A 20,755-nucleotide genomic window follows, 5' to 3' on the forward strand; every position below is an offset into this window, starting at 1 on the left:
ACAGCTTATTCGATGTTAAAGCATCGTGTGTTATCTGAGCCCAATATCCGAGCAGCGATTGTTGATCGTTTCAGAGAAAGCATCCTTAATCGCATCAATAGCAGCTTGTTCCGTATCACCTGCGCTCCGAATAAGTGAACTAACTCGATGTACACTTCCGGGTTCCCTTGCGTCCCATGCCGCGGAATTATCCAGCACTTCAACAATAGATACATAGAGATCCGCAAGCTGTGTGTATTGTACAATCACTTGATCCATATGCGGCGATAAATGTTCAAGCGCTCTGACATATGAGGCCATCTCCCCTCTTGTACAAGCATAATAGCGAAGCACCATTGCCGCCTGATTGCACTCATAGTTTCCAGACTGCAGCACATCCGCAACCGCGGTGTATGCGGCAGAACCGCAAGCGTAATCTTGCGCTGGCAGAATATAGTCGTGCGTTTCCCATTTGCATACAGCCTGGATTAACGACTCCTTGCATACCTCCCACATATCGATGGATTGATGAGCTTCCAACACTTGATAATACCAATAGGGTGAGTTATTCTGGCCGACTAAGGAATAGGGTAAACGAAGCACGTCAGGATCATCTCCTGTGCAGAAAAATAGGACTTCCTCGTCATCGTCATATCCGACAACAACAACAAATTGATCATGCCATAACACCGCCCCGGTTCCCCCATCAATCGAGGCCTTGATATCGCGCAGTGCCTGCTTCTGATAGAGCGGAAACGTCGGTTCAAAGGAAAAACCGGCAGCCTGACTCGCTGCCACTCCGATAAAATCAGCAGCAACAAAGTTCTCTGCCATCCAGTTATAGGCCGAGATGGATTCTGTCGTCAGACGACGGTCCACCACGAAACGAAAAAGACTTGCTGTCATGCCTGCAATCATATAACGCGGAAGATGTGTCCACTTTTTGTGTAACAAAATAGGATATAACGCATCTGCATAGGTGCCTGTTGCATATCGCCATGTATCCGTGTTCGTGGTACCCGAATTGGTCTGAGGTAGTCGTTGAATTAAATCAGCTAAATCAGTCAATAACCTCATTTTTTTCATACTTTGAGCCCCATTCCTACATCCATTCTGCCTTCCTTTTCTTCATCGTACCTCTGCATCCCCAATTCTACCGTGCGGAGTGTGTGCCCCAGCGGGGTACCGTAGATCGTTTACGATCCGCATACTGCGCTGATATGTTACGAAAAGAATCTACCGCCTGCTCTTCGAGTAACTTCGCCTGTCCAAGACACTGTGCTAGTTGCTCATTGGCATCCTCCCGCAGCGCAAGCCCGTGTTCTCCCCGTACCAGAAGTGCTCTCATCTGCTGGATCAGTTCAGCAATCTGGTTATAACGCATCCATGCCTGCTCCAGTTCAGTCCATAAGCCGCGAACATCATGTAAATACATTCGAATCTCGGTACGCGATTGGCAGTACGAATCCAGAAGATAAGCTGCTCCTGAAGCATCGTAATCTCCAGAGCGTAGTGCTTCAATCCAAACGTCATATGCCAGCCGGCCGGAAGCTATATTTTGATCAGGCAGCAAACGGTACGGAATATCCCAATCCTGGGTGGCAAGCCGCAAAGACTCAAGCACCATCTCCTGCTCTGTAAGCTGCACCTGATCACCAAAGATCTGACAGTACCAGAAACCGGTGAAATTCAATCCGAAATTATCATACAGCAAAATATGTGGCTCTTTGCTCCAGCCATCCTGCACATAAAAGACCCGATCTGCATCATCATATCCATAAATGACACCAAATTCGGGAATCCAGTAAATGACGCCTTTTCCTTCATCCAGGCTACGCTTGACCCAATTCACAGCATCTTGATGATAATAAGCAAATGTCGGATGGCGACTGCGTCCCCCGTCATATATTGTAAATAGGCCAAGATTATCGATTCCGCCTTGATGAGCCACTCCCCACTGTCCGTAAGCCGTTACCGACATGGGTAGTAATCTCTTATGAACGGACAATTTAAAGGCCATGCCGGTATACCCAGCAAGCATATACTTCTCACCCTGGAATTGACCTGAATGCGTTAATATGGCATGCAAGCTATCCACAAATGACTTCGACTCCCGTGTCATCACCAGATGCTCCAGCATGTTCTCAGCCATCCTGTTCTCCCCCGTTCGTTCCCCTGCTCAGCCGCTCTGTCATTTCTTCTACCCGCTTCATCAGCTTGCGTCTGAGCCATCCAGGGGAGAGTAGTTCCTCCCACTCCGCAGCATACAGATGTTGCAAGAATACGTCCGCATCGTAAAATTCAATCAAGCAGACCTGATCCTTTTGCTCCCGAATCCGGTACCCTTGCCACAGCTCCGATTGCTGTATTTCACGGAAACGAATCTCAGCCACAAAAGGTTTTCGCACAGGCAATGTATCCTCCCAGCTACTGATCCATGTATCCTGGCTGCATTCAAAGCGTTCGTCCAGCAGCGTCAGCTGCACGATGCTTTCCAGCCGAATCGCTGTCTGTTGCAGCGGGTCTGTCTCATACCCCACTACGTAGTCTGCATTAAACTGCGAGGTCATCTTCACAGGACAAAAGGTTCTCTGATGCTCCCCCTCGTGATCCTTGTAATAGATATGTACCTTTCGTGCATCAGCGGTGGCATGGGTTAACAATTCAAACCATTGAAGTTGCCTTGGCTGTGCCGCAAACACCGGGAACTGCTGTTTTTCAGACGGATGCTCCTCCATTGTAAAACGTTCCAGCAAATGCGCTACCCGCTTCACCGCATCCGATTGATCATAGTTATAATGCTGATACCGATGAGCCAGATATTTCAGAACACGCTGCTCCTCATCCGTCATATATAAATGCGGCAGGCGGAATGTCTGATCCTCGTAACAATACCCTCGATACTTGGCTACATACATTAATGGGGCTCTGAGGGTATTTAGCATATATTCTATATCACGCTGCGCCTGTCGCCGAGATATCTCGAATTGTTGTGCTAGTCCACCGCTATTCGGAAAACGCCCGCTTCGAATCTGTTCATCAAACCAATGAATCCGATGCATACTACTCAAGCGATTTCACCCCCCGAATCATTCCAACGTTTATTCCTGTATTATATCAAAAGGACATAGCCTGTTCCGAAGAACAGGCCATGAAAGGTTATCCGTATACATTTCCTTACGTGATTTGTCTTTCAGTTCTACACATTTGCCTCTGCCAGATCTACTCTGGACTGCACAGCTTTGGAGCATTTTTTACAAACTTTCAGACTCGTACCATCTGTTTTCGTTTGCGTATACAACAATTTGATTCGTGTACTCTTGCATATTGGACATGTTCCCCGTCCTCTGGACGGAAGACTCCACAGAACGCGACCTCTTTTCGTTTTAGCCAATGATTGTGAACCTCTTTTCAATAGGGTTTATGTGTTTTTGTTCACCATCATTATAGAGGCATTGGGACGACATAGAATGTCGCATCAGGAGCAATCTTTTATCAAGTCAATATGGAGTCATTCATTCGCATCTATCCAAAAAAAATGCCCCCTCTTCTTATCGAAGAAAGGACAATTATTCAGCCGATTCTGTGCTTGTCTGTGCTGCAGCTTGGAGAAGAGGTTGTAGCAACCCTGGAAATCGCTCTTCCAGATCCTCCGACCGCAATGTAATAAAATGCTGTGTACCCTGTACTCGGACTCGTATGACACCCGCCTCACGTAATGTACGAATATGGTGCGACATCGTAGATTTCACAACACGAGCATGAAAATGACTACACGGCTGCTCCCCGCTTCTAGCCGCTTCTGCCACTATTCCCAGCCGTGTTGGGTCGCTGAGTGCATAAAGCACTGAAGAAAGCTCGATATCCCCCACTTGAGGATGATGTAAAATTTTCATAGGGAAGTCTCCTTTTTTAAGACTATGCATTGTATTCTAACATACATCCATGATATATTTCTAATGTTCGACACCAATCGAACTTATAAATTTCGCATGCATCCCTTGTTGTGAAACACAGGGGCTGACATTATACACCATTTTGCAAATGTTACACACCGTTTCTGAAATGTTGCGAAATACACATCATGATAGGAGGTTTTTATGAACAACACGGCTACGGCAACTCCGATGGAACGGACTAGCATACGAGAAGGATTAATTGTGGCCTTACTTGGCTTCACCGTTGTGCTCGTTGTGATGAACACGATGATGTTTAATCTGGCTCTGCCCAAAATTGCGGCTGAATTCAAGCTGACCTCTGTCGCTTCGTCCTGGATTGTTACGGGTTATTCCATCGTATTTGCGATTTCCTCGATTACATTCTCCCGTTTATCCGATTTTGTGCCGATACGCAACCTGTTTACTACCGGGCTTACGTTGCTTGGAACTGCATCCGTATTGGGTTTCTTCAGTGATCACTTCATTGTTCTGCTCGTTGCCCGTCTGGTTCAGGCCGCAGGCGCAGCTTCCGTTCCGGGACTCGCGATTGTGCTGATTACTCGTTACATTCCGAATGACCGCCGGGGTAAATCCATGGCCGTCATCATGTCTGCCAGTTCGCTGGGACTCGGACTCGGCCCGGTGCTTGGCGGCAGCATTACTCAGTTTTTAGGATGGCATGATCTGTTTATCGTCACAGGTTTGGCGCTATTTTTGATTCCTGTTTTTTATAAACTGTTACCGCGAGAAACGCCGCAAAAGGGTTCCTTCGACATGCTCGGCGCAGTCTTGCTTGCCATCGGTACAACCGGGATTCTGTTATTCCTGACTTCGCGTCAGGTCATTACACTCATCATCGGGGTGAGCGCACTGCTGCTGTTCTGGTTCCGCATTCGCCGTGCAGCTGACCCGTTTGTGCAGCCCGCATTATTCAAAGACAAAAAATATATGATCCTCAGCTCGCTGGGTATTGTATCTTACATTAATAACTTCGCCACATTGTTTCTGCTTCCGCAGGTTTTGGCACATCTCTATGGACTGACACCCGCACAATCAGGACTTGTCATCTTCCCAGGTGCGCTCGTGTCGATGCTATTGTCCAACCGCATTGGGCGTATGATTGATCGTCATGGCAATACGTTGCTGCTGAAGTTTGCACCTTGGCTGCTCCTGGCGGCTGCTGGACTGTTTGCTCTGTTTGCAGATCAAAGCATCTATGCCATCATGGTTGTATACATGCTGCTCAGCGTTGGTTTCTCTTCCTTGACGACCAGCGTATCCAACGAATTGTCGGGCAATCTGTCCATGGATCAAGTGGGCGCAGGCATGGGACTGTTCCAGCTCAGTCAATTTTTCAGCGGTGCATTCAGCGTAGCCGTAACCGGGGTTGCTTTGACCGCGATGCAGAACATGCAGCTATCTTCAGCGTATAGCTTCATTTTCTGGGGTATGACTGCGGTTGGCATCGCTTCGGTTATCTTTTCGCAAATCTATCTGAGAATGCAGTCACGGAAACATAAGGTCGCCTAATTCTAAACAGATTGAGCAAGCCAGAAGGTACTGTCATCCGACAGGACTTCTGGTTTTTTTATTTTCTCGGGGTGATTTTGATATCATCGATAAAAGGAAAATAAACAAAAGAGCCTGATCATGATCAGACTCTCCACGTAAAATGTATAATCATTTAGCGGTTGTTTATTCAAACAGATCCAGGCGCAGACGTTTCAAGCTGGTATGCTGAATGCGCCACTGTCCATCGATCTTGACAAATGTTTCGTGATAATGCCCAAATCCGTGGAAGGATTTGTTCTCATTGCCTTCCGGGAACGTCACCCAGTCCTCCATCGGAGAAATAACCTTCGCTTCGGTCGCAGATACGAACTCCACCTCTGCACTATGTACATGATGCACAGTTACCGCCGGGTCTACAAGGTCACGGAACACTTGTACAATCGTGTCACGTCCAGTCAGAACGGGGATCGGATTGCCTTCCGTACTGAAATCAGCAACGGCATCCGGGGCAAATACATCACCGAGTTCGTCCCAAGCTTTCGTATCAATATAGCGGCAATAACGCGCCTTGGTATTTCTAATATTTTCGAGTGCAAGCAGTTGCTCCAGTTCCGTCATCGTCGTCGTTTGGCTCATGTGTTTGTTTTCCCTCCAGAGGTGTAAGATGCGATTAAGTATGTATTTATAGTATCTTCCTTATTGTAGCATTGCCCTTCTGTCAGGCACAACGCCAAACCAAGTGAGAAACCCAAAAACATTACCCAATCTTACTGGAATAGAAACATACAAGAGCCACACTAGAGCGGTAAAGACTATAGCGAATGAGCTTCCCTCATCTGGGATGCCAGTTCTGACATTTTTTTGTGATGCAAGAAATTTTCCATCTCTTCCTCAGCCTGAACCATAACCTGCTGGATTAAACACGCTGCATTATGATTCTGTGAGCATTCAAACAAGGAAGCCTTGCCTTCGATAGCATGAATGATTTCAAGAAAAGAAGGATCAGGGTTCCTGCGGCTCAGTCGATAACCGCCATTCGCACCGGAGGTGGATTCAATCATGCCAGCCTTGACCAGTTTAGTTAGTATTTTGGATAGGTACGTTGGAGAGACTTTCTGAAATTCAGCCAGCTGATGTACGCTGATCAGCTGCTCAGGCGCAGTGCTAACCAGATATAACATCGTGTGCAGCGCATAGTTGGTCGCTTTGGAATATTTCATGAGAGGACACCTCATTATATACGGATTTAATTTATCCATAATAGACCTGATTGAAGGCTCTGTCAAACGAATGTACATGAGAGTTACAAGGTAGATGGCTCTGCCGGAAGATTGCTTCATCCATTTTTCTTCCTTATTTATGGTACAACCCACGGTAATCGGTAGGGGTCATGCCCTCATGTGCCATAAACTGACGGTTAAAATAGCTCGCATTGGGATATCCCGCTTCCTCGGCAATCTGCCCAATGTTGGCAGACGGGCGTTCAAGCAGCCATTGCTTGGCCATCTGCAGCCGTGAACGTGTGATAAACTCCATTGGCGTCATCTCCACGGCATTTTTGAATATTTTGCAAAAATAATACGTACTTACCCCTGCCCGATCCGCCCAGTCTTGTAACAGAAAAGGCTCACACGCCTCCTGCTGCATCTGCGGCAATAGAGAGAGTACTCGGCTCTCCGTTTTACTCGTGGTACGTGTGTTCTTGAGTGGCACCGCATGTTGTACAAATTCCGCCAGCAAAGCATAGGTCAACGTGGATAACTGGGCTGGACGAAGCATCCGGTTCTGTTCCACCTCTTCAAGCAGCGCCAGATGAGCGTCTTCCCAAGAATTGCGCTGTCTCAATGTCCATAAAAGGTTGCGGTGCAAGCCCCGCTCCAGCATATAATCATGCAGCCGTTCCCCGTAAAAATGAACCCAGCGCACATCCCACGGTTCATCTTCGCTACTGTAATAGTGCTGCCGCTGATGCGGGAAATAAAGCACCGCTTGACCTGCCCTGAGCTCATGCACTACCCCATCCGCTTCCACGTATCCTTTACCTGCTGCAACATAGTGAATGTTAAAATTGCCCAGTACCCCTGCCTCCCGCAATACGGCGTGCTCCGCATGATTTGTATAATGTCCAACGGACTCGGGGTAACAGAAATAGGGGATATCCTGCAGCGTCAGCAATACGGTTTGTCTCATCACGGTTGGTTCACCCCATTAAGCAATATTGTGTTAATTCAATTCAATATATTATCATTTTAATTCATTCATCTATTCTTTATAATCACAATATACATTCAATTACAGGAGGAAACAAGTTATGAATTCTGTTCAAAAGTTACGCTGGGGCATTCTCGGCAGCGCCAACATTGCGATAGGTTCCGTTATTCCTGGCTTGCAGCAATCGGAGTTGAACGAGGTTACCGCTATTGCCAGCCGTGATCTCGATAAAGCACAGCAAACCGCTGATAAACTAGGAATTGAAAAGGCTTACGGAAGTTATGAAGCCATTTTAGAAGATGATTCAATTGATGCCGTTTACATTCCACTTCCGAATCATCTGCACCGGGAATGGACGATTCGCGCAGCACAGGCTGGCAAACATATTTTATGCGAAAAACCACTCGCTCTCACGGAAAAAGAAGCGCTTGAGATGGTTGAAGCTTGTGCAGATGCAGGCGTGCATCTGGCTGAAGCATTTATGTACCGCCATCATCCGCGTTATGACCAGATTCGGGAGATTATAGCCAGCGGCGAGATTGGTGAAATTCGTGGCATCCACAGTACATTTTCGTTTAACAATTCCGGTTCATCCGGCAATGTACGTTTCCGTAAGGAATGGGGTGGCGGCGCGCTGTACGATATCGGCTGTTATTCCATTAGTGCGGCTCGCCTTCTGCTGGGACAGGAGCCGAAGGCGGTAACCGTTATCGGTATGTTCTCACCAGAGCATGATCAGGTGGATATGATGGCTTCCGGGTTGCTTGAATTCGATAACCATGTTGGCGTTACGTTTGACAGCAGTATGTGGGCAGCCTTCCGTAATACGCTGGAGGTGCTTGGATCTGACGGTATTATCGAAGTCCCTTCTGCTTATATCGCTCGTACAGACAGCAGCTCTAACTTCTATGTTACGGCAGGCGGTGAACGCCGTGAAGTTGAGGTGCAACAGGTCAATCATTATGCACTACAAGGTGACGATATGGCTCGCGCTGTACTTCAGGGCAAAGAGCTTCGTTTCGCTCCTTCGGATGCGGCAGCCAATATGAAAGTCCTTGAAGCTTGTCTTCGCTCGGCAGAAGAACGTACACGAATTACGCTGTGAGGCGCGAACTAGAGACCATATGCTCTACAAGAAACTGCAAAGAACGGTAAAACTTCAAAACGAATTGTACCCTTATATAAGAGAGGACGGTTTATCTATGGAATACATTGAAATCGCTGGTGCTGGGAAAAAAGTCTCCCGACTAATCAAAGGAACAGATTATTTCTTCCATGATACGTATGAGAAAGCTGCAACAAATCTGGATGCATTTATGGCGATCGGCGGTAACACGGTGGATACAGCGCACATCTATTGCGGCGGACAGAGCGAAGAGGTACTGGGGCGATATATGAAGGAACGCGGCAATCGCGACCAGATGGTGATTCTCACCAAAGGGGCACATCATGACCAGAACGGACCTCGCGTGAACGCCGATGCAATCCGCAAAGACCTAAATCAAAGTCTGGAGCGGTTGCAGACGGATCATGTCGAGCTGTACGCACTGCATCGGGATGATCCCAACATGCCTGTCGCTGCCATTCTGGAGGCACTGAACGAGCACATCGAATCTGGAAAAATCGGCGCCATCGGCGCCTCCAACTGGACTTGGCAGCGGTTAGAAGAAGCTAACGCTTATGCCGCCTCCCACGGTCTGAAAGGATTCACGTTCAGCAGCCCGAACCTCAGTCTCGCCAAAGCGAACGAGCCATTCTGGGCAGGCTGTGTATCAGCAGATGCCGAAACGCTCGCATGGCATGAGCAATCACAACTGCCGCTTCTGTCCTGGTCTTCCCAGGCTCGTGGTTTCTTTACTGGTCGATTCACACCTGAGGTACGCGACAATGCGGACTTGGTACGCGTATTCTACAGCGATGGCAACTGGGAACGACTACGTCGTGCCGGGGAATTGGCTGCATCCAAGAATACAACGGCGATTCAGATCGCCTTGGCCTATGTATTGAATCAGTCCTTCCCAACCTGTGCCTTAATTGGTGCACAAAATCAAGCTGAGTTGCTCTCCTGTGACGAAGGCTCCCGCATCACACTTACGCCAGAAGAGATCGCCTGGATCGATCTCGCGAGTGAGGTTAAGCCAGCAGGTGTCTGAGGATCACACCCTGAAGTTCTAAACTTTTCTGAATGCAAAAAAACAGATCATGAAATAAACCACAAATATCAAGCTAAAAAACGGGATCAAGGTCACGGAATTTCCGCCTTGTCCCGTTTTTTTCATAGCTGTGCAACTGAACTAATATAGGGACGTCAGATAAACGGCGTGCTCCAAGCAACTGAACGTTAGCTTGGGCCTGCTGTTTTGGGCAATTTCACCTCAAAACCGCAACCGCAACCGTCGCAAAGTATACTTACTCACTGATGCACAGTAAACCCCTCATTTTTAGCACATTGAGCCAGCGGTTATATCCAAAAGACACGTACCGAATTTCTAACGATCACAGATGACGCTATTTCGCCTATTTCAGCCTATTCTCAAATCTAACGATCATGAGGAACGTTATTTTCAGATTTCACCTTCAATTCTGCTCTTTTGGGGGCATTTTTGGAGAAATAGCGTCGCTGGTGATCGTTACATTGTTCAGACCGCCAGAATCATGCAAATAAGCTCATCTGAGATCGTTAGCGCATTTCTTATTGTTCCGCACACACTTTTCCTCCGCAGATTACTAACATAAAAAGGACATTCTCCACCACACTACGCTGGAGAATGTCCTCTATTGATCGCGAACCAAATGCTTATTTCATCCTATTTACAAGCTATTACGACCTATTAAGTCTGTTACAGCTTAACGATCTGACCTGTTTTCTCGGATTCAAACGCAGCCAGAATGACTTGAAGGGAACGCAAGCCCTCTTCCCCCGAGATGGATGGAGGCGTCTTGGTTACGATGGATTCTACGAATGCATCGATTACGCCGCTTGGCACTTGTTTTTCATTGGTAGCCATTGCGCCAACTTTGTACGTTTCAACCGTACCATTGGTCAACTCGACGATAACCTCGTCACCATCTACTGTACCGATCTTCATTACGCCATTTTCACACCACAGCACGGTGCTGTTGTCTCCGCCTCTGTATTGTGTCCAGCTGGCTACGAGTGTACCGATTGCGCCGCTCTTCATGCGAAGCAGACATGTGGCATTATCATCCACATCCGTGCCTTCTTTGTGCAACGTGCTGATGAACCCAGCCACTTCGGATACTTCATCGTTCAGCAAATAACGGATAAAGTCGGATTTGTGCACGCCAAGGTCACCCATCGCGCCCATAATGGCTTCTTCTTTGCGGAAAAACCAGCTCCCTGCCCCATCTAAACTCCAGCCTTCCGGACCCGGATGACCAAAAGCAGTACGGAAGGTCAGCACTTTGCCCAATCGGCCGGAATCCAGAATTTCTTTTGCTTTCACGTGAGGAGGCATCAGACGTTGGTTGTGACCCACCATCAGATATACGCCGTTTTTCTTAGCCGCCTCAATCATTTGCTCGCCTTCTTCAGTGGAAACCGCCATCGGCTTCTCAACCAGCACATGCTTGCCCGCATTGGCAGCGGCAATCGTCATTGGTGCATGCAGATAGTTCGGTGTGCATACGCTCACCGCTTCTACTGTTGTTTCGTTTGCAAGCAATTCCTCATAACTGGAATACGCTTTACCGCCGTACATTTCAGCCATTTCCTGCGCCCGCTCCACAACCGGATCAGCAAATGCGACAAGTTCTACGTTCTCATTGGCAGCGTACTCTGGAATATGTCTGCGCTGAGCGATGGCTCCACAACCGAATACAGCAACTTTAATTTTACTCATGTACAAAAGTCTCCTTTGACAATTAGATTCATGTTTGAGTCGTTTAACTCTTAAAACTGGTTCAGGTAGTTTTGTTTCAGCCAGTTGTGACTGTTCTCAACGCTCTCAAGCGGAGGGTTCTGGCATACGTCTTGTTCCACGATCAGCCACTGCACGCCTGCATTTGTTGCGCTTTCAATAACAGCTGGCAGATCCACTTCGCCTTGTCCCAGCTCCAATGTTTTCATCTGACCCTGCTCGTCTTTGCTGAAATCTTTCAAGTGAAGCAACGGCAAACGGCCCGCATATTTATTAATATACTCGATCGGATTTTGTCCGGCAAATTGTACCCAACATACGTCCATTTCCACTTGTACCGCTTCTGGAGTCGTTTGAGCGAACATCGCATCAAAAGCATTCGCATCCCCAACTTGGCCATGGAATTCGAAGTCATGGTTGTGGTAACCAAAGATCAAACCTTGCTTTGCCGCTTCGGCTCCATACTGTTGCAACTCTTCAAACAGCTTTGTCCAGCCTTCTGCATTGTCCGGGCGATCTTCCGGCATCAGATAAGGGCAGATCATATATTGTGCATCAATTGTTTTCAGGTAATCAATTTGTTTTTGCAGGTCTTCGCGCATCGCATGAAGGGACACGTGGCTGCTGAAACCTTTTAGACCCAGCTCATCTAGCAGCGCTTTCATTTCCTCTGCTGGAATGTCGCCATATCCGGCAAATTCAACCCCTTCGTATCCAAGGGCGGCCACTTTGCGCAGTGTACCACGAAAATCTGCTGCAGTTTCATCACGAAGTGTAAAAAGTTGCAAACCAATGTTCAATTTTTTCATGATAGATACTCCTCTGCTCTCAAATTTGCTTACATTGCTCTATCTGGTATCATCCTAACGCAAAACAGGCTAAAATGAACATATACAATATAGTCAGAACATGAACTATCTGATCAAATTTTATTTCCATCCTGAATTGTCCTATCATTTCAGCTGTTTGACTGTACTCTAGACAGGATGATGAATCGTTAACGTTAATACAACAAGATCGAATGTTTGGGGGGCGTACATCTTTGGACACATTGGACACATCCGTATTGATCTGTGACTACTCCTATCACTACAAGGCATTCACCCATAATATGAAAGGCGAGCTAGCTACCTATCTATTCCGCTTGCAGACGGAAGGCTCGTGTAAAGTATACGTACAGGAAGAGGAGTTCCGCATGACCAGCGGTGATTTGCTTTTGCTCAAACCAGGGGATGATTACCGACTCGTCGTCGATGAACCGCATAAGGAAGGGCGATTGTCCAGCGGGGACTATTATCTCTTCTGCGAAGGCCAATGGATTGAAAAGTGGTGGAAACGCCAGCATCGTCCGACGGTAAGCCGTATTGGTCTGGATGACAAACTGATCAGTCTGTGGCGCAACATGCTGCTGGAGAAACGTCGCGGCCCGCTGGAGGAAAATGCGGAGCTGAAGGACGCTCTGCTGCGCGGATTATGTCTGTACATTGACCGGGCAATTACGGAAAATATCCAGACCGATCGGGCCGTCTCTTCGGCCCTTAAGCTGAAGCGTTTTATTGAAGAGCACGCCACAGTTACGTTTAAACTGGAGGAAGCCGCACGTTATGCCGGACTCAGTCTGTCCCGTGCCGTGCGTTTATTCAAAGAACACTATAACCAGACCATGATTCAATATGCCATCGAAATCCGCCTGAATGCCGCACTGGAGCGCATGAAATACAGTGAGATGACGCTGGAGCATATTGCCGAGTCCTGCGGTTTTGCCAGCTACTCTTATTTCCATCGGGTGTTTCGGGCACACTTTGGCGTGTCTCCAGCGGAGTACCAAAAATCCAAACAGCATGAACCGATAGATGATTTGGAGCATGTGTAGGTTAAAATAACTGCATAAATGGTTGCATGGCTATCCCTACGCTGCAACAACAGAAAAACGCTTTGGGTCATTCGCACATGCGATGTGTTTAACCCAAAGCGTTTCGTGTTATCATATTCAAGCCCCAGCTGCAAAAACATACGCTTCGCTCTCGAGCCCTCCTGTGGCCACGCTGCTCCTACGCACGATGCTCGCCCTTATTACGGAAATAGTTGTGCAAAAACTCTTTCGCACGTTCCGATTTGGGATGGTTAAAGACTTCGTCCGGTGTACCTTCCTCAACGATTTTCCCTTTATCCAGAAACAGCACCTTGGTTGCCACTTCATATACAAAGCTCATTTCATGCGAAACGAGAAGCATCGTTTGACCAGATGCAGCCGTCTTTTTAATTGTCTGCAGCACTTCACCCACAAGCTCCGGGTCGAGCGCAGAAGTAGGCTCATCCAGAAGCAGCAGCTTCGGTTTCATGGCGAGTGCACGTGCGATACCCACACGCTGTTGCTGACCTCCGGACAAATGTTTCGGATAATAAAGCGCCCGTTCGGAAAGGCCCACCTGTTCAAGCTGTTGTTTAGCCAGTGCGGTAGCCTCTTTGTCATTCATTTTTTTGACAACTTTGAGACCTTCCTTAACATTATCCAGAGCCGTACGATGCTGGAACAAATTAAAGTGCTGGAAGACCATAGCCGTCTGCTTGCGCAGCTCAAGCCGCTGTTTGTTCGTAATTGTACTGAAATCAACCTTGAATCCCTCCAGATCCAGTTGACCCTGATCGGCTGCTTCCAGGCAGTTTAATGCCCGCAGAAAAGTCGATTTACCCGCACCCGACGAGCCAATCAGTGCCACAACATCTCCCTTCTGAATATCGACCGAAAGATCATCCAGAATCAGATTGTTATGGAAGGATTTCGACAAATGACTTACCTTGATCATTAGATACCCCTCCTTCCCCATGAGAACCAGCCGCGATTCATCGTCCGCTGTACTGGATCAGGAATAGAGAATCGTTTCTCCAGGAAACGAAGAATCTGTTCGATAATAATCGTCATCACCCAATAGATGAGGGCAAGGGCCAGGTACACTTCAAAAAAGCGGAAGTTACTGCCTGAAATGATTTTACCTTGTGCCGTCATCTCAATAACACCTGCAACAAACGCCAGTGAAGTTCCTTTTAATAATCCAATAAGCGCATTGCCGAGAGGTGGAATGGCTACGACAAGGGCCTGAGGAACGATGACTCTCTTCAGCACTTGAAGATATGTCATACCAAGGGATTCGGCCGCTTCGATCTGCCCTTTGTTCACAGATTGCAGCGCTGCGCGAATCGTCTCGGAGTTATAGGCTGCTTCATTAAAAGCAAATGTCACCAGTACAAAAAGCATTGCGGGTACCGCATTAATGTTGTAATCTGTGCCGTACTGCTGATTAATAAATTTTAACAACAGCGGTATCCCGTTATAGGTCAGATACAACTGTACAATGATCGGCGTCCCGCGGATAAATGAGATAAATATGGTGACAAGCTGACTAAGCACAGGCACTTTTTTCATACGTATGACCGCAAACAGCAAAGCAAACACAAGACCCACAACCATCGAAATTGCTGTAATCTGCAGACTCACAGGAAGAACCTCTAACAGACGAGGAATCGCTGAGAATACCGCGTTGATATCAAAAATCTCTCCCATGATTTACATCCTTCCACGTTCATTTTCTCAAAAAAAAAAGCAAGAGCGGAATTACTTCCACTCTTTCACGGTTAAACGTTCGCCTTGGCGTATAATTTCGGTTTTGTAGCGTTCTTTGCTCACCGCATTGAGCCTTTCAACCAAAGAAGCCGTAGCCTCTTCCGAAGCAAGCACAGGCAATCCGCGTTTGGTCACACTGGCATGCGTCAGTCTAAGATCAATTGGAATCAGCTCATAATCAAACTGCTGCCGATCCGCATTCAGATCAAATGAAATCAGGAAGTTTTCCGAAAACTTAGCATGGCTGTAAAAGCCCTGCCAATTCCCTTCACTATCCTTCGTTCGGTTCTTGTGCAGCGTAGATGGAGATTCATTCTCGTCATACCCATATGCGATGAACATCTCGGGAGATATAATCGATTCGCCTGCTTCGAATTCCATCAGCAAACTTCCAATGTTATAGAAAATCGGCTGACCTTGGTGCAATTCCACACCTCTCGTAAAATGTGCACCATGTCCGAATACACAATGAGCTCCTGCATCCACAGCACTTCTTGCAAAGGTTTCAATGAACTCCGCGGGATAGTCCGAATACCAGTCTTCATTCTCTCCCTCGTGCGTATGCAGATTAACAAAAACAAAATCACTGCGTTCTTTGGCATCACGAATCGTTTCCAAAATCTCCTGCTGATCCTGTGCATGCGCTGCTGTTTTGACACGGGAATGTTCGCCCTTTTCGAAAGTCAGATATCCCTCGAACAAGGAGCCGAACTCATAATGATTCTCGGATTTGCTTTTGAATGTCTCAATCCGTTTGCCCGTTTCCATACTTGCAGCAATGCCGATCCGTTCGCTAATGCCTTTCAAAGCCTCAAAATCCTGCTCGTTGACCACATATGTACGTGACCAGCGAAGCGGGTTAAGACCTGGACGGGCAGGGACACCATTTCCCGGATTGGATGCCGCAAACACTTCACTACGCGTTACACCAATGGTAATGATGGCAATCCGTCCATCTGCAGTATCGATAAATACTGGTTTACGAGCTTCATGCAAACTCATACCGACCCCCAAAGGGATCAAACCACGTTGCTCGGCTTCCTCCATCGTATCGGTAAGACCTTCGATGCCATAATCCCCTGTATGGTTGTTAGCAAAGCCAACATAACGAATATTCAGACGTGCAAACTCGTCCAGTGTCCCGGGACGCACGCTCGTTTGATATCCCCGGCCCGCGGCCGGTGCCGTATTTTTGCGCGGGGTAATGAACTCTGCATTGGTGAAAACCTCATCGGCTTCCTTCAAAAGAGCCAGCAGATTCGGGTCCATGGTTTTATCTACATTCCGACTGGAAAACAAGGCGTCTCCTGTAACGATAAATTTCATGTTATTCCCCTTCCCTACTCCATTAATTCTTTCTTCGGCAGATAGTCGCCGCCCAGTTGCTCTTCACTGATCTTGAGCAATGTACCGTCATTGTACATTTCTTTAATTCGTTTATTCACTGCATCCAGCAACGTGCTGTCGGCAGATTTGGAGAGCAAAATGTATGAACCTGGATCACTGTTTTCACTGGAGAACGGAACGACTTTCAGGTTAGTGAAACCATGCTCCTTGATTGCTTTTTCAGCGGAAACACGAGAAATGATACGAACGTCGTAGCGTCCTGCCTCAATGCCTTCAAACTGTTTAACAAAGTTTTCTTCCGTGTACATAATATCCGCTTTGGCATCCGGGTGCGCTGTGTTGTAGTTCTCCAGCAGTGTGGCTCCCGAGTTCCCGACTTCAGTTACCGCTTTATACCCCTTCAAATCTTCGATAGATTTCAGTGTATTATCATCTTTGCGTACGACAAATACGTTGGCATTCTCAATGATCGGCAAAGAGAAATTGTACTTGCTGCGTCTTTCCGGATTGGAGCTGAAGTTGTTAGCCCCTAATTGAAAACGACCATTGTCTAAACCTGTCAAAATACCTTCGAACTCAATAGCTTGTACCTCCAGCTTGTATTCTGGAAGCTTCTCGAAAATCGCCTTCATAACTTCAACATCATAGCCGGTGAGTTTACCATCTTTATCGTAGCTGAATGGGTTACTTACGCCGCTTGTTGCAGCAACGATGGTCTTTTGACCAGAGTCCGCTCCTGCACCTGAACTTGCTTCGTTTTTGTTACCACAACCGGCAATGATCAAACCCATTACCAATACCAGAACTGCTGGCACAAATTTCTTTCTCATTGTTATGTCCCCCTTGTTGTGTTATCTCTCTGTTATTCTAACCCTGACTCTTAATTCATAGTAAATTAGTATGAAATGTATTATGTCACGCGACACATACACTGTCAAGGTAATTCGACAAAGTAATCTGCATATTACGACACTATTCTACATTATCTCCAAATAAACTTTTTTGTGACTCCTTCCCACCAAAAATGTACAATAATAATAGAAGCAGGAGCCTCACATACGGATTTACAATCATTACTTATCTTTATATACGCCTTCATTATAAACCTGGATGTACTGGAGTGATCCCATGAACTCGAAACGCAAAGTTCTCATTATCGAGGATGAACATGACATTTCCCGCATTTTACGCGATTATCTGATGAAAAATGGATATGAGGCCGCCGTCGCTGCCACTGGAGAAGACGGACTTCAGATCATGGAGTTGCTCCAGCCGGACTACATTATCCTCGATATTATGCTGCCGGATCAGGACGGTATCGATGTATGCCGCGAAATTCGCAGGCGAAATAACATTCCCATCCTTATCCTGAGTGCCAGAGGAAGTGATACGGATAAGGTGCTTGGGCTTGGATTCGGTGCAGACGACTATATGAGCAAACCTTTCTCCTTGAGCGAGCTGCTCGCCAGAATCAATGCACACTTTAGAAGATATGACAGTCTGAACACGGTACAGGATCACTCCCATCTACTACGTCTTGCTAACCTGGAGATAGACAACAGGGCTTACAAAGTTACCGTAAATGGCGATGAAGTCTCTCTATCGGCAAAAGAATTCCAACTGTTATATTATCTCGCAAGCAACAAAAATCAGGTCTTCTCGAAATCCCAATTACTTGATGCGATCTGGGGCTTCGACGCTTATGGAGACGAAAATACAGTAACAGTGTACATACGCAGACTGCGGGAAAAGATCGAACACGACGCCTCTCATCCAACCCTTCTAAAAACCGTCTGGGGAGTCGGATATAAGTTTAATCATGACTAAGCACGAATGGAGAAGCGTTCATGTCACTACATAACTGGTCTACAAGATGGCTGAAATTATCATTAGCAATCCTACTTCTAATTCTGCTGTGTAGCCTTGGATTATTCTTTCCTCTGCTCGCATCTCATTCTTCCAATGAGTCTGCACCGATGATTAATCAGGTGCGCCTGAAGGTTAACCCGATCCTGCTTGAGCTGGAACAAAATCATGATCGCCTTGCTCACCCTGTTGTTCAGGAGCGGATCCGGGAAGCAGCGAGCAAAGAAAACATTCCTTTTTCCTATGTCGGACTGGATGGTCTAATCAAACTGTCCTCCGTATCATCATCCGAAGGTACATTAGTTAATCTGAGATCGGTATTACATTATAATCTGGCAGATGTGTTACAGCTTGCGGATGGTAATGAATCACTGGATATTGCTTTTCCCGTTATGGGAAGCCCGGAAGGCCCTCAGGTCGGAAATGCCATTTTCACCGTACCCCGATCCCTGGTGTTTGCTCAGAAGCCGTCTACTGTTCCCATATTCCTGCTGGTTGCAGTAATCATACTTTCCCTTCTGCTCATGTTTCTTCTATACACCATCGTTCGCCGGATCAAAGAACAGATGTTAACCCCGGTTAAGCAATTGAAACATCATGCCGAATCGATTCTTAAAGGAAAATATGATGAGCAAATCCAATATCGACGCACGGACGAAATAGGTGACCTCTACGCTATGCTGGACTTGATGCGGATGGAACTTATGCATTTGAGCACACAGCGCATACGACAGGAAAAGGCTCAGAAAGAGCTCATCACCAATATTTCTCATGACCTCAAGACCCCCATTACGACGATAAAAGCGTACATAGATGCGATCTCCCAAGGGGTATGTGAAGATGAAGATACCCTGAAAGAATATTTGGATATTATGCAGATCCATACAGACAAAACAGCCCGGCTAGTAGAGGATTTGCTCGTTCACGCATTACATGAGCTTGGGCAGATCTCGGTTGAGCCTCAAGAACGATACAGTCGTTCTGTCTTTGAAAATATGCTGAGACCTATTGCACATATCGTGCAATCCCACGGATTGACCTACGAACAGCCCAGCCCTATCCCTGACGTACTTATTCGGATTGATCCGGTACGTATGGAACAGGTTATCTCCAATCTGGTATCTAATGCCCTTAAACATACTGCTCCCGGTGATTATATCCGTATTCATGCTGAGGTTCACTCGGGACAATTCAAACTGACCATCACGGATTCAGGGCGAGGGATACAAGCTCAGGACATGCCGTTTGTCTTTGAACGATATTTTAGAGGTGGCTCTTCCTCTTCCCCATACTCTACTCCAATCCAGGAAGGAACAGGACTTGGCCTTTCCATCTGCAAAAGCATTATTGAAGCGCATGGAGGGCAAATTCATTTTTCCAGCAAAAATGGTCAAGAAACTCTCTTTCAGTTCAGTCTGCCCTTATGTTAAGGGGACGAATTAGCAATAGAGTCACAGTGTTCATGAATACCGTTTTTACTCTGAGTGGTCTGTCCTAGGTTTGTAATACTTTATTTATATTTGGATAAGGGTTTCTCAATATCTTCCCTTTATGATGAACGATATACTGCAACGGGGAGTGAATCTGCTTGAACAAAATATCTATCATTCGTGCCCAAAATCTGTGTAAGACCTACCAGACCGGGAGTGAACAGTACCATGCGATTCGTAACGTTAATCTCGATATCTACGAAGGGGATTTCACTGTGATCATGGGCAATTCGGGTTCAGGCAAATCCACGCTGTTATATTTACTGAGTGGACTGGACCAAGTCACTGCTGGCGAGGTTTATTTTCAGAATCAACGTATTGATACCTATAGTGAACGAGAATTGTCTGCATTCCGCACACGTCGAATCGGGTACATCTATCAAAGCATCAACCTTGTTCCCGACCTTTCGATTCAAGAAAACATCGCACTTCCCGGGTACATCGCCAGAAACAAAAAAAGTGAGGTTCAAGCGCGGGCGAAACAACTTATGCGCGATATGGATATTCATAAACAACACAATCGCCTGCCGTCCCAGACCTCCGGTGGTCAGCAACAACGGGCTGCGATTGCCCGTGCACTCATCAATTCACCGGATATCCTGTTCGCTGACGAGCCTACTGGAAGTTTAAACTTCGAACATGGAAAAGCAGTGCTCGACATCCTGACTGAGATGAACCGAGAAGGACAGTCCGTCGTGATGGTAACACATGACATCCAAGCCGCTTGCCGGGCTGATCGTCTGATCTTGATTCAAGATGGCAAAGTCGGCGGTATTCTGGAATTCGACAAATATCACGAGCATCAGATTCCGGAGCGGGAGTCCATTGTCTTCGCTTTTGTATCGGGGAAGGAGTAATTTATGGCTGCCATCCTGAAACTGAGTTTTTCTTATCTCACTAAAAATAAAA

21 protein-coding genes are annotated in these 20,755 nt (G+C 46.8%); 7 read left to right on the top strand and 14 right to left on the bottom strand.

Features of this window, described 5'->3' with window-relative positions; translation table 11 throughout:
- Nucleotides 1–30 precede the first annotated feature (30 nt).
- The 5 genes from EC604_RS20590 to EC604_RS20610 form a co-directional block, all read right to left on the bottom strand.
- A complete protein-coding gene (locus tag EC604_RS20590) occupies nucleotides 31–1,065 on the bottom strand; it encodes a hypothetical protein (RefSeq protein WP_123065935.1) in 1,035 nt (344 codons plus the stop codon).
- A 67-nt stretch (nucleotides 1,066–1,132) separates the two neighbouring features.
- Entirely contained in the window at nucleotides 1,133–2,131 is a 999-nt protein-coding gene (locus EC604_RS20595) for a hypothetical protein (RefSeq protein WP_123065936.1), read from the bottom strand.
- Complete coding sequence (locus tag EC604_RS20600) at nucleotides 2,124–3,041, bottom strand: helix-turn-helix transcriptional regulator (protein WP_240037063.1); 918 nt, start codon at nucleotides 3,039–3,041, stop codon at nucleotides 2,124–2,126. Before EC604_RS20600 ends, EC604_RS20595 begins: the two co-directional genes overlap by 8 nt.
- A gap of 137 nt (nucleotides 3,042–3,178) precedes the next feature.
- A complete protein-coding gene (locus tag EC604_RS30610) occupies nucleotides 3,179–3,373 on the bottom strand; it encodes a hypothetical protein (protein ID WP_123065938.1) in 195 nt (64 codons plus the stop codon).
- A 175-nt stretch (nucleotides 3,374–3,548) separates the two neighbouring features.
- Nucleotides 3,549–3,875 (bottom strand): ArsR/SmtB family transcription factor, encoded by a 327-nt coding sequence (locus tag EC604_RS20610; RefSeq protein ID WP_123065939.1) that lies wholly within the window; start codon nucleotides 3,873–3,875, stop codon nucleotides 3,549–3,551.
- Between the two features lie 204 nt (nucleotides 3,876–4,079).
- Between EC604_RS20610 and EC604_RS20615 the strand changes: the two genes are divergently transcribed.
- Nucleotides 4,080–5,447 carry an MFS transporter gene (locus EC604_RS20615; protein ID WP_123065940.1) on the top strand — a complete coding sequence of 456 codons (1,368 nt, stop codon included), beginning with the start codon at nucleotides 4,080–4,082 and terminating at the stop codon, nucleotides 5,445–5,447.
- A 165-nt stretch (nucleotides 5,448–5,612) separates the two neighbouring features.
- On the opposite strand, the gene EC604_RS20620 is transcribed toward EC604_RS20615, so the two are convergent.
- The 3 genes from EC604_RS20620 to EC604_RS20630 all read right to left on the bottom strand — a co-directional run bounded on the left by EC604_RS20620 (nucleotide 5,613) and on the right by EC604_RS20630 (nucleotide 7,622).
- Nucleotides 5,613–6,065, bottom strand: coding sequence for a nuclear transport factor 2 family protein (locus tag EC604_RS20620; protein ID WP_123065941.1), 453 nt, complete (start codon nucleotides 6,063–6,065; stop codon nucleotides 5,613–5,615).
- Between the two features lie 176 nt (nucleotides 6,066–6,241).
- Nucleotides 6,242–6,649, bottom strand: coding sequence for an Rrf2 family transcriptional regulator (locus EC604_RS20625; RefSeq protein WP_123065942.1), 408 nt, complete (start codon nucleotides 6,647–6,649; stop codon nucleotides 6,242–6,244).
- Between the two features lie 133 nt (nucleotides 6,650–6,782).
- Complete coding sequence (locus EC604_RS20630; RefSeq protein WP_123065943.1) at nucleotides 6,783–7,622, bottom strand: AraC family transcriptional regulator; 840 nt, start codon at nucleotides 7,620–7,622, stop codon at nucleotides 6,783–6,785.
- Between the two features lie 118 nt (nucleotides 7,623–7,740).
- Between EC604_RS20630 and EC604_RS20635 the strand changes: the two genes are divergently transcribed.
- Together EC604_RS20635 and EC604_RS20640 are read left to right on the top strand one after the other, a co-directional pair.
- Complete coding sequence (locus EC604_RS20635; protein ID WP_123065944.1) at nucleotides 7,741–8,745, top strand: Gfo/Idh/MocA family protein; 1,005 nt, start codon at nucleotides 7,741–7,743, stop codon at nucleotides 8,743–8,745.
- Nucleotides 8,746–8,842: 97 nt separating this feature from the next.
- On the top strand, nucleotides 8,843–9,793 hold the full coding sequence (locus tag EC604_RS20640; RefSeq protein ID WP_123065945.1) for an aldo/keto reductase: 951 nt from the start codon (nucleotides 8,843–8,845) through the stop codon (nucleotides 9,791–9,793).
- Nucleotides 9,794–10,480: 687 nt separating this feature from the next.
- Here EC604_RS20640 and EC604_RS20645 read toward each other — a convergent pair.
- Together EC604_RS20645 and EC604_RS20650 are read right to left on the bottom strand one after the other, a co-directional pair.
- On the bottom strand, nucleotides 10,481–11,503 hold the full coding sequence (locus EC604_RS20645; RefSeq protein WP_123065946.1) for a Gfo/Idh/MocA family protein: 1,023 nt from the start codon (nucleotides 11,501–11,503) through the stop codon (nucleotides 10,481–10,483).
- Nucleotides 11,504–11,553: 50 nt separating this feature from the next.
- Entirely contained in the window at nucleotides 11,554–12,330 is a 777-nt protein-coding gene (locus tag EC604_RS20650; RefSeq protein ID WP_123065947.1) for a sugar phosphate isomerase/epimerase family protein, read from the bottom strand.
- 242 nt (nucleotides 12,331–12,572) lie between these two features.
- Between EC604_RS20650 and EC604_RS20655 the strand changes: the two genes are divergently transcribed.
- A complete protein-coding gene (locus EC604_RS20655; protein ID WP_123065990.1) occupies nucleotides 12,573–13,394 on the top strand; it encodes a helix-turn-helix domain-containing protein in 822 nt (273 codons plus the stop codon).
- A gap of 178 nt (nucleotides 13,395–13,572) precedes the next feature.
- Here the strand turns inward: EC604_RS20655 and EC604_RS20660 are convergent, their stop codons facing one another.
- Genes EC604_RS20660 through EC604_RS20675 form a run of 4 tightly spaced genes read right to left on the bottom strand, consistent with a single transcriptional unit; the run spans nucleotide 13,573 to nucleotide 17,320 of the window.
- Nucleotides 13,573–14,328, bottom strand: coding sequence for an amino acid ABC transporter ATP-binding protein (locus EC604_RS20660; RefSeq protein WP_123065948.1), 756 nt, complete (start codon nucleotides 14,326–14,328; stop codon nucleotides 13,573–13,575).
- Complete coding sequence (locus tag EC604_RS20665) at nucleotides 14,328–15,083, bottom strand: amino acid ABC transporter permease (protein WP_123065949.1); 756 nt, start codon at nucleotides 15,081–15,083, stop codon at nucleotides 14,328–14,330. Before EC604_RS20665 ends, EC604_RS20660 begins: the two co-directional genes overlap by 1 nt.
- 51 nt (nucleotides 15,084–15,134) lie before the next feature.
- Nucleotides 15,135–16,469, bottom strand: coding sequence for a CapA family protein (locus tag EC604_RS20670; protein ID WP_123065950.1), 1,335 nt, complete (start codon nucleotides 16,467–16,469; stop codon nucleotides 15,135–15,137).
- Nucleotides 16,470–16,483: 14 nt separating this feature from the next.
- The gene (locus EC604_RS20675) at nucleotides 16,484–17,320 is read right to left on the bottom strand and encodes a transporter substrate-binding domain-containing protein (protein ID WP_123065951.1); all 837 of its coding nucleotides are present in this window, start codon (nucleotides 17,318–17,320) and stop codon (nucleotides 16,484–16,486) included.
- A gap of 298 nt (nucleotides 17,321–17,618) precedes the next feature.
- Here EC604_RS20675 and EC604_RS20680 point away from each other — a divergent pair, with 298 nt between their 5' ends.
- The 3 genes from EC604_RS20680 (at nucleotide 17,619) to EC604_RS20690 (ending at nucleotide 20,703) form a co-directional block, all read left to right on the top strand.
- Nucleotides 17,619–18,317, top strand: coding sequence for a response regulator transcription factor (locus tag EC604_RS20680; protein ID WP_123065952.1), 699 nt, complete (start codon nucleotides 17,619–17,621; stop codon nucleotides 18,315–18,317).
- A gap of 20 nt (nucleotides 18,318–18,337) precedes the next feature.
- Nucleotides 18,338–19,786 (top strand): sensor histidine kinase, encoded by a 1,449-nt coding sequence (locus EC604_RS20685; protein ID WP_123065953.1) that lies wholly within the window; start codon nucleotides 18,338–18,340, stop codon nucleotides 19,784–19,786.
- A gap of 158 nt (nucleotides 19,787–19,944) precedes the next feature.
- The gene (locus EC604_RS20690) at nucleotides 19,945–20,703 is read left to right on the top strand and encodes an ABC transporter ATP-binding protein (protein ID WP_123065954.1); all 759 of its coding nucleotides are present in this window, start codon (nucleotides 19,945–19,947) and stop codon (nucleotides 20,701–20,703) included.
- The last annotated feature ends 52 nt before the right edge of the window (nucleotides 20,704–20,755 follow it).

The sequence above is a fragment of the Paenibacillus amylolyticus genome (genome assembly GCF_003719335.1).
GTDB lineage: Bacteria > Bacillota > Bacilli > Paenibacillales > Paenibacillaceae > Paenibacillus > Paenibacillus amylolyticus_D.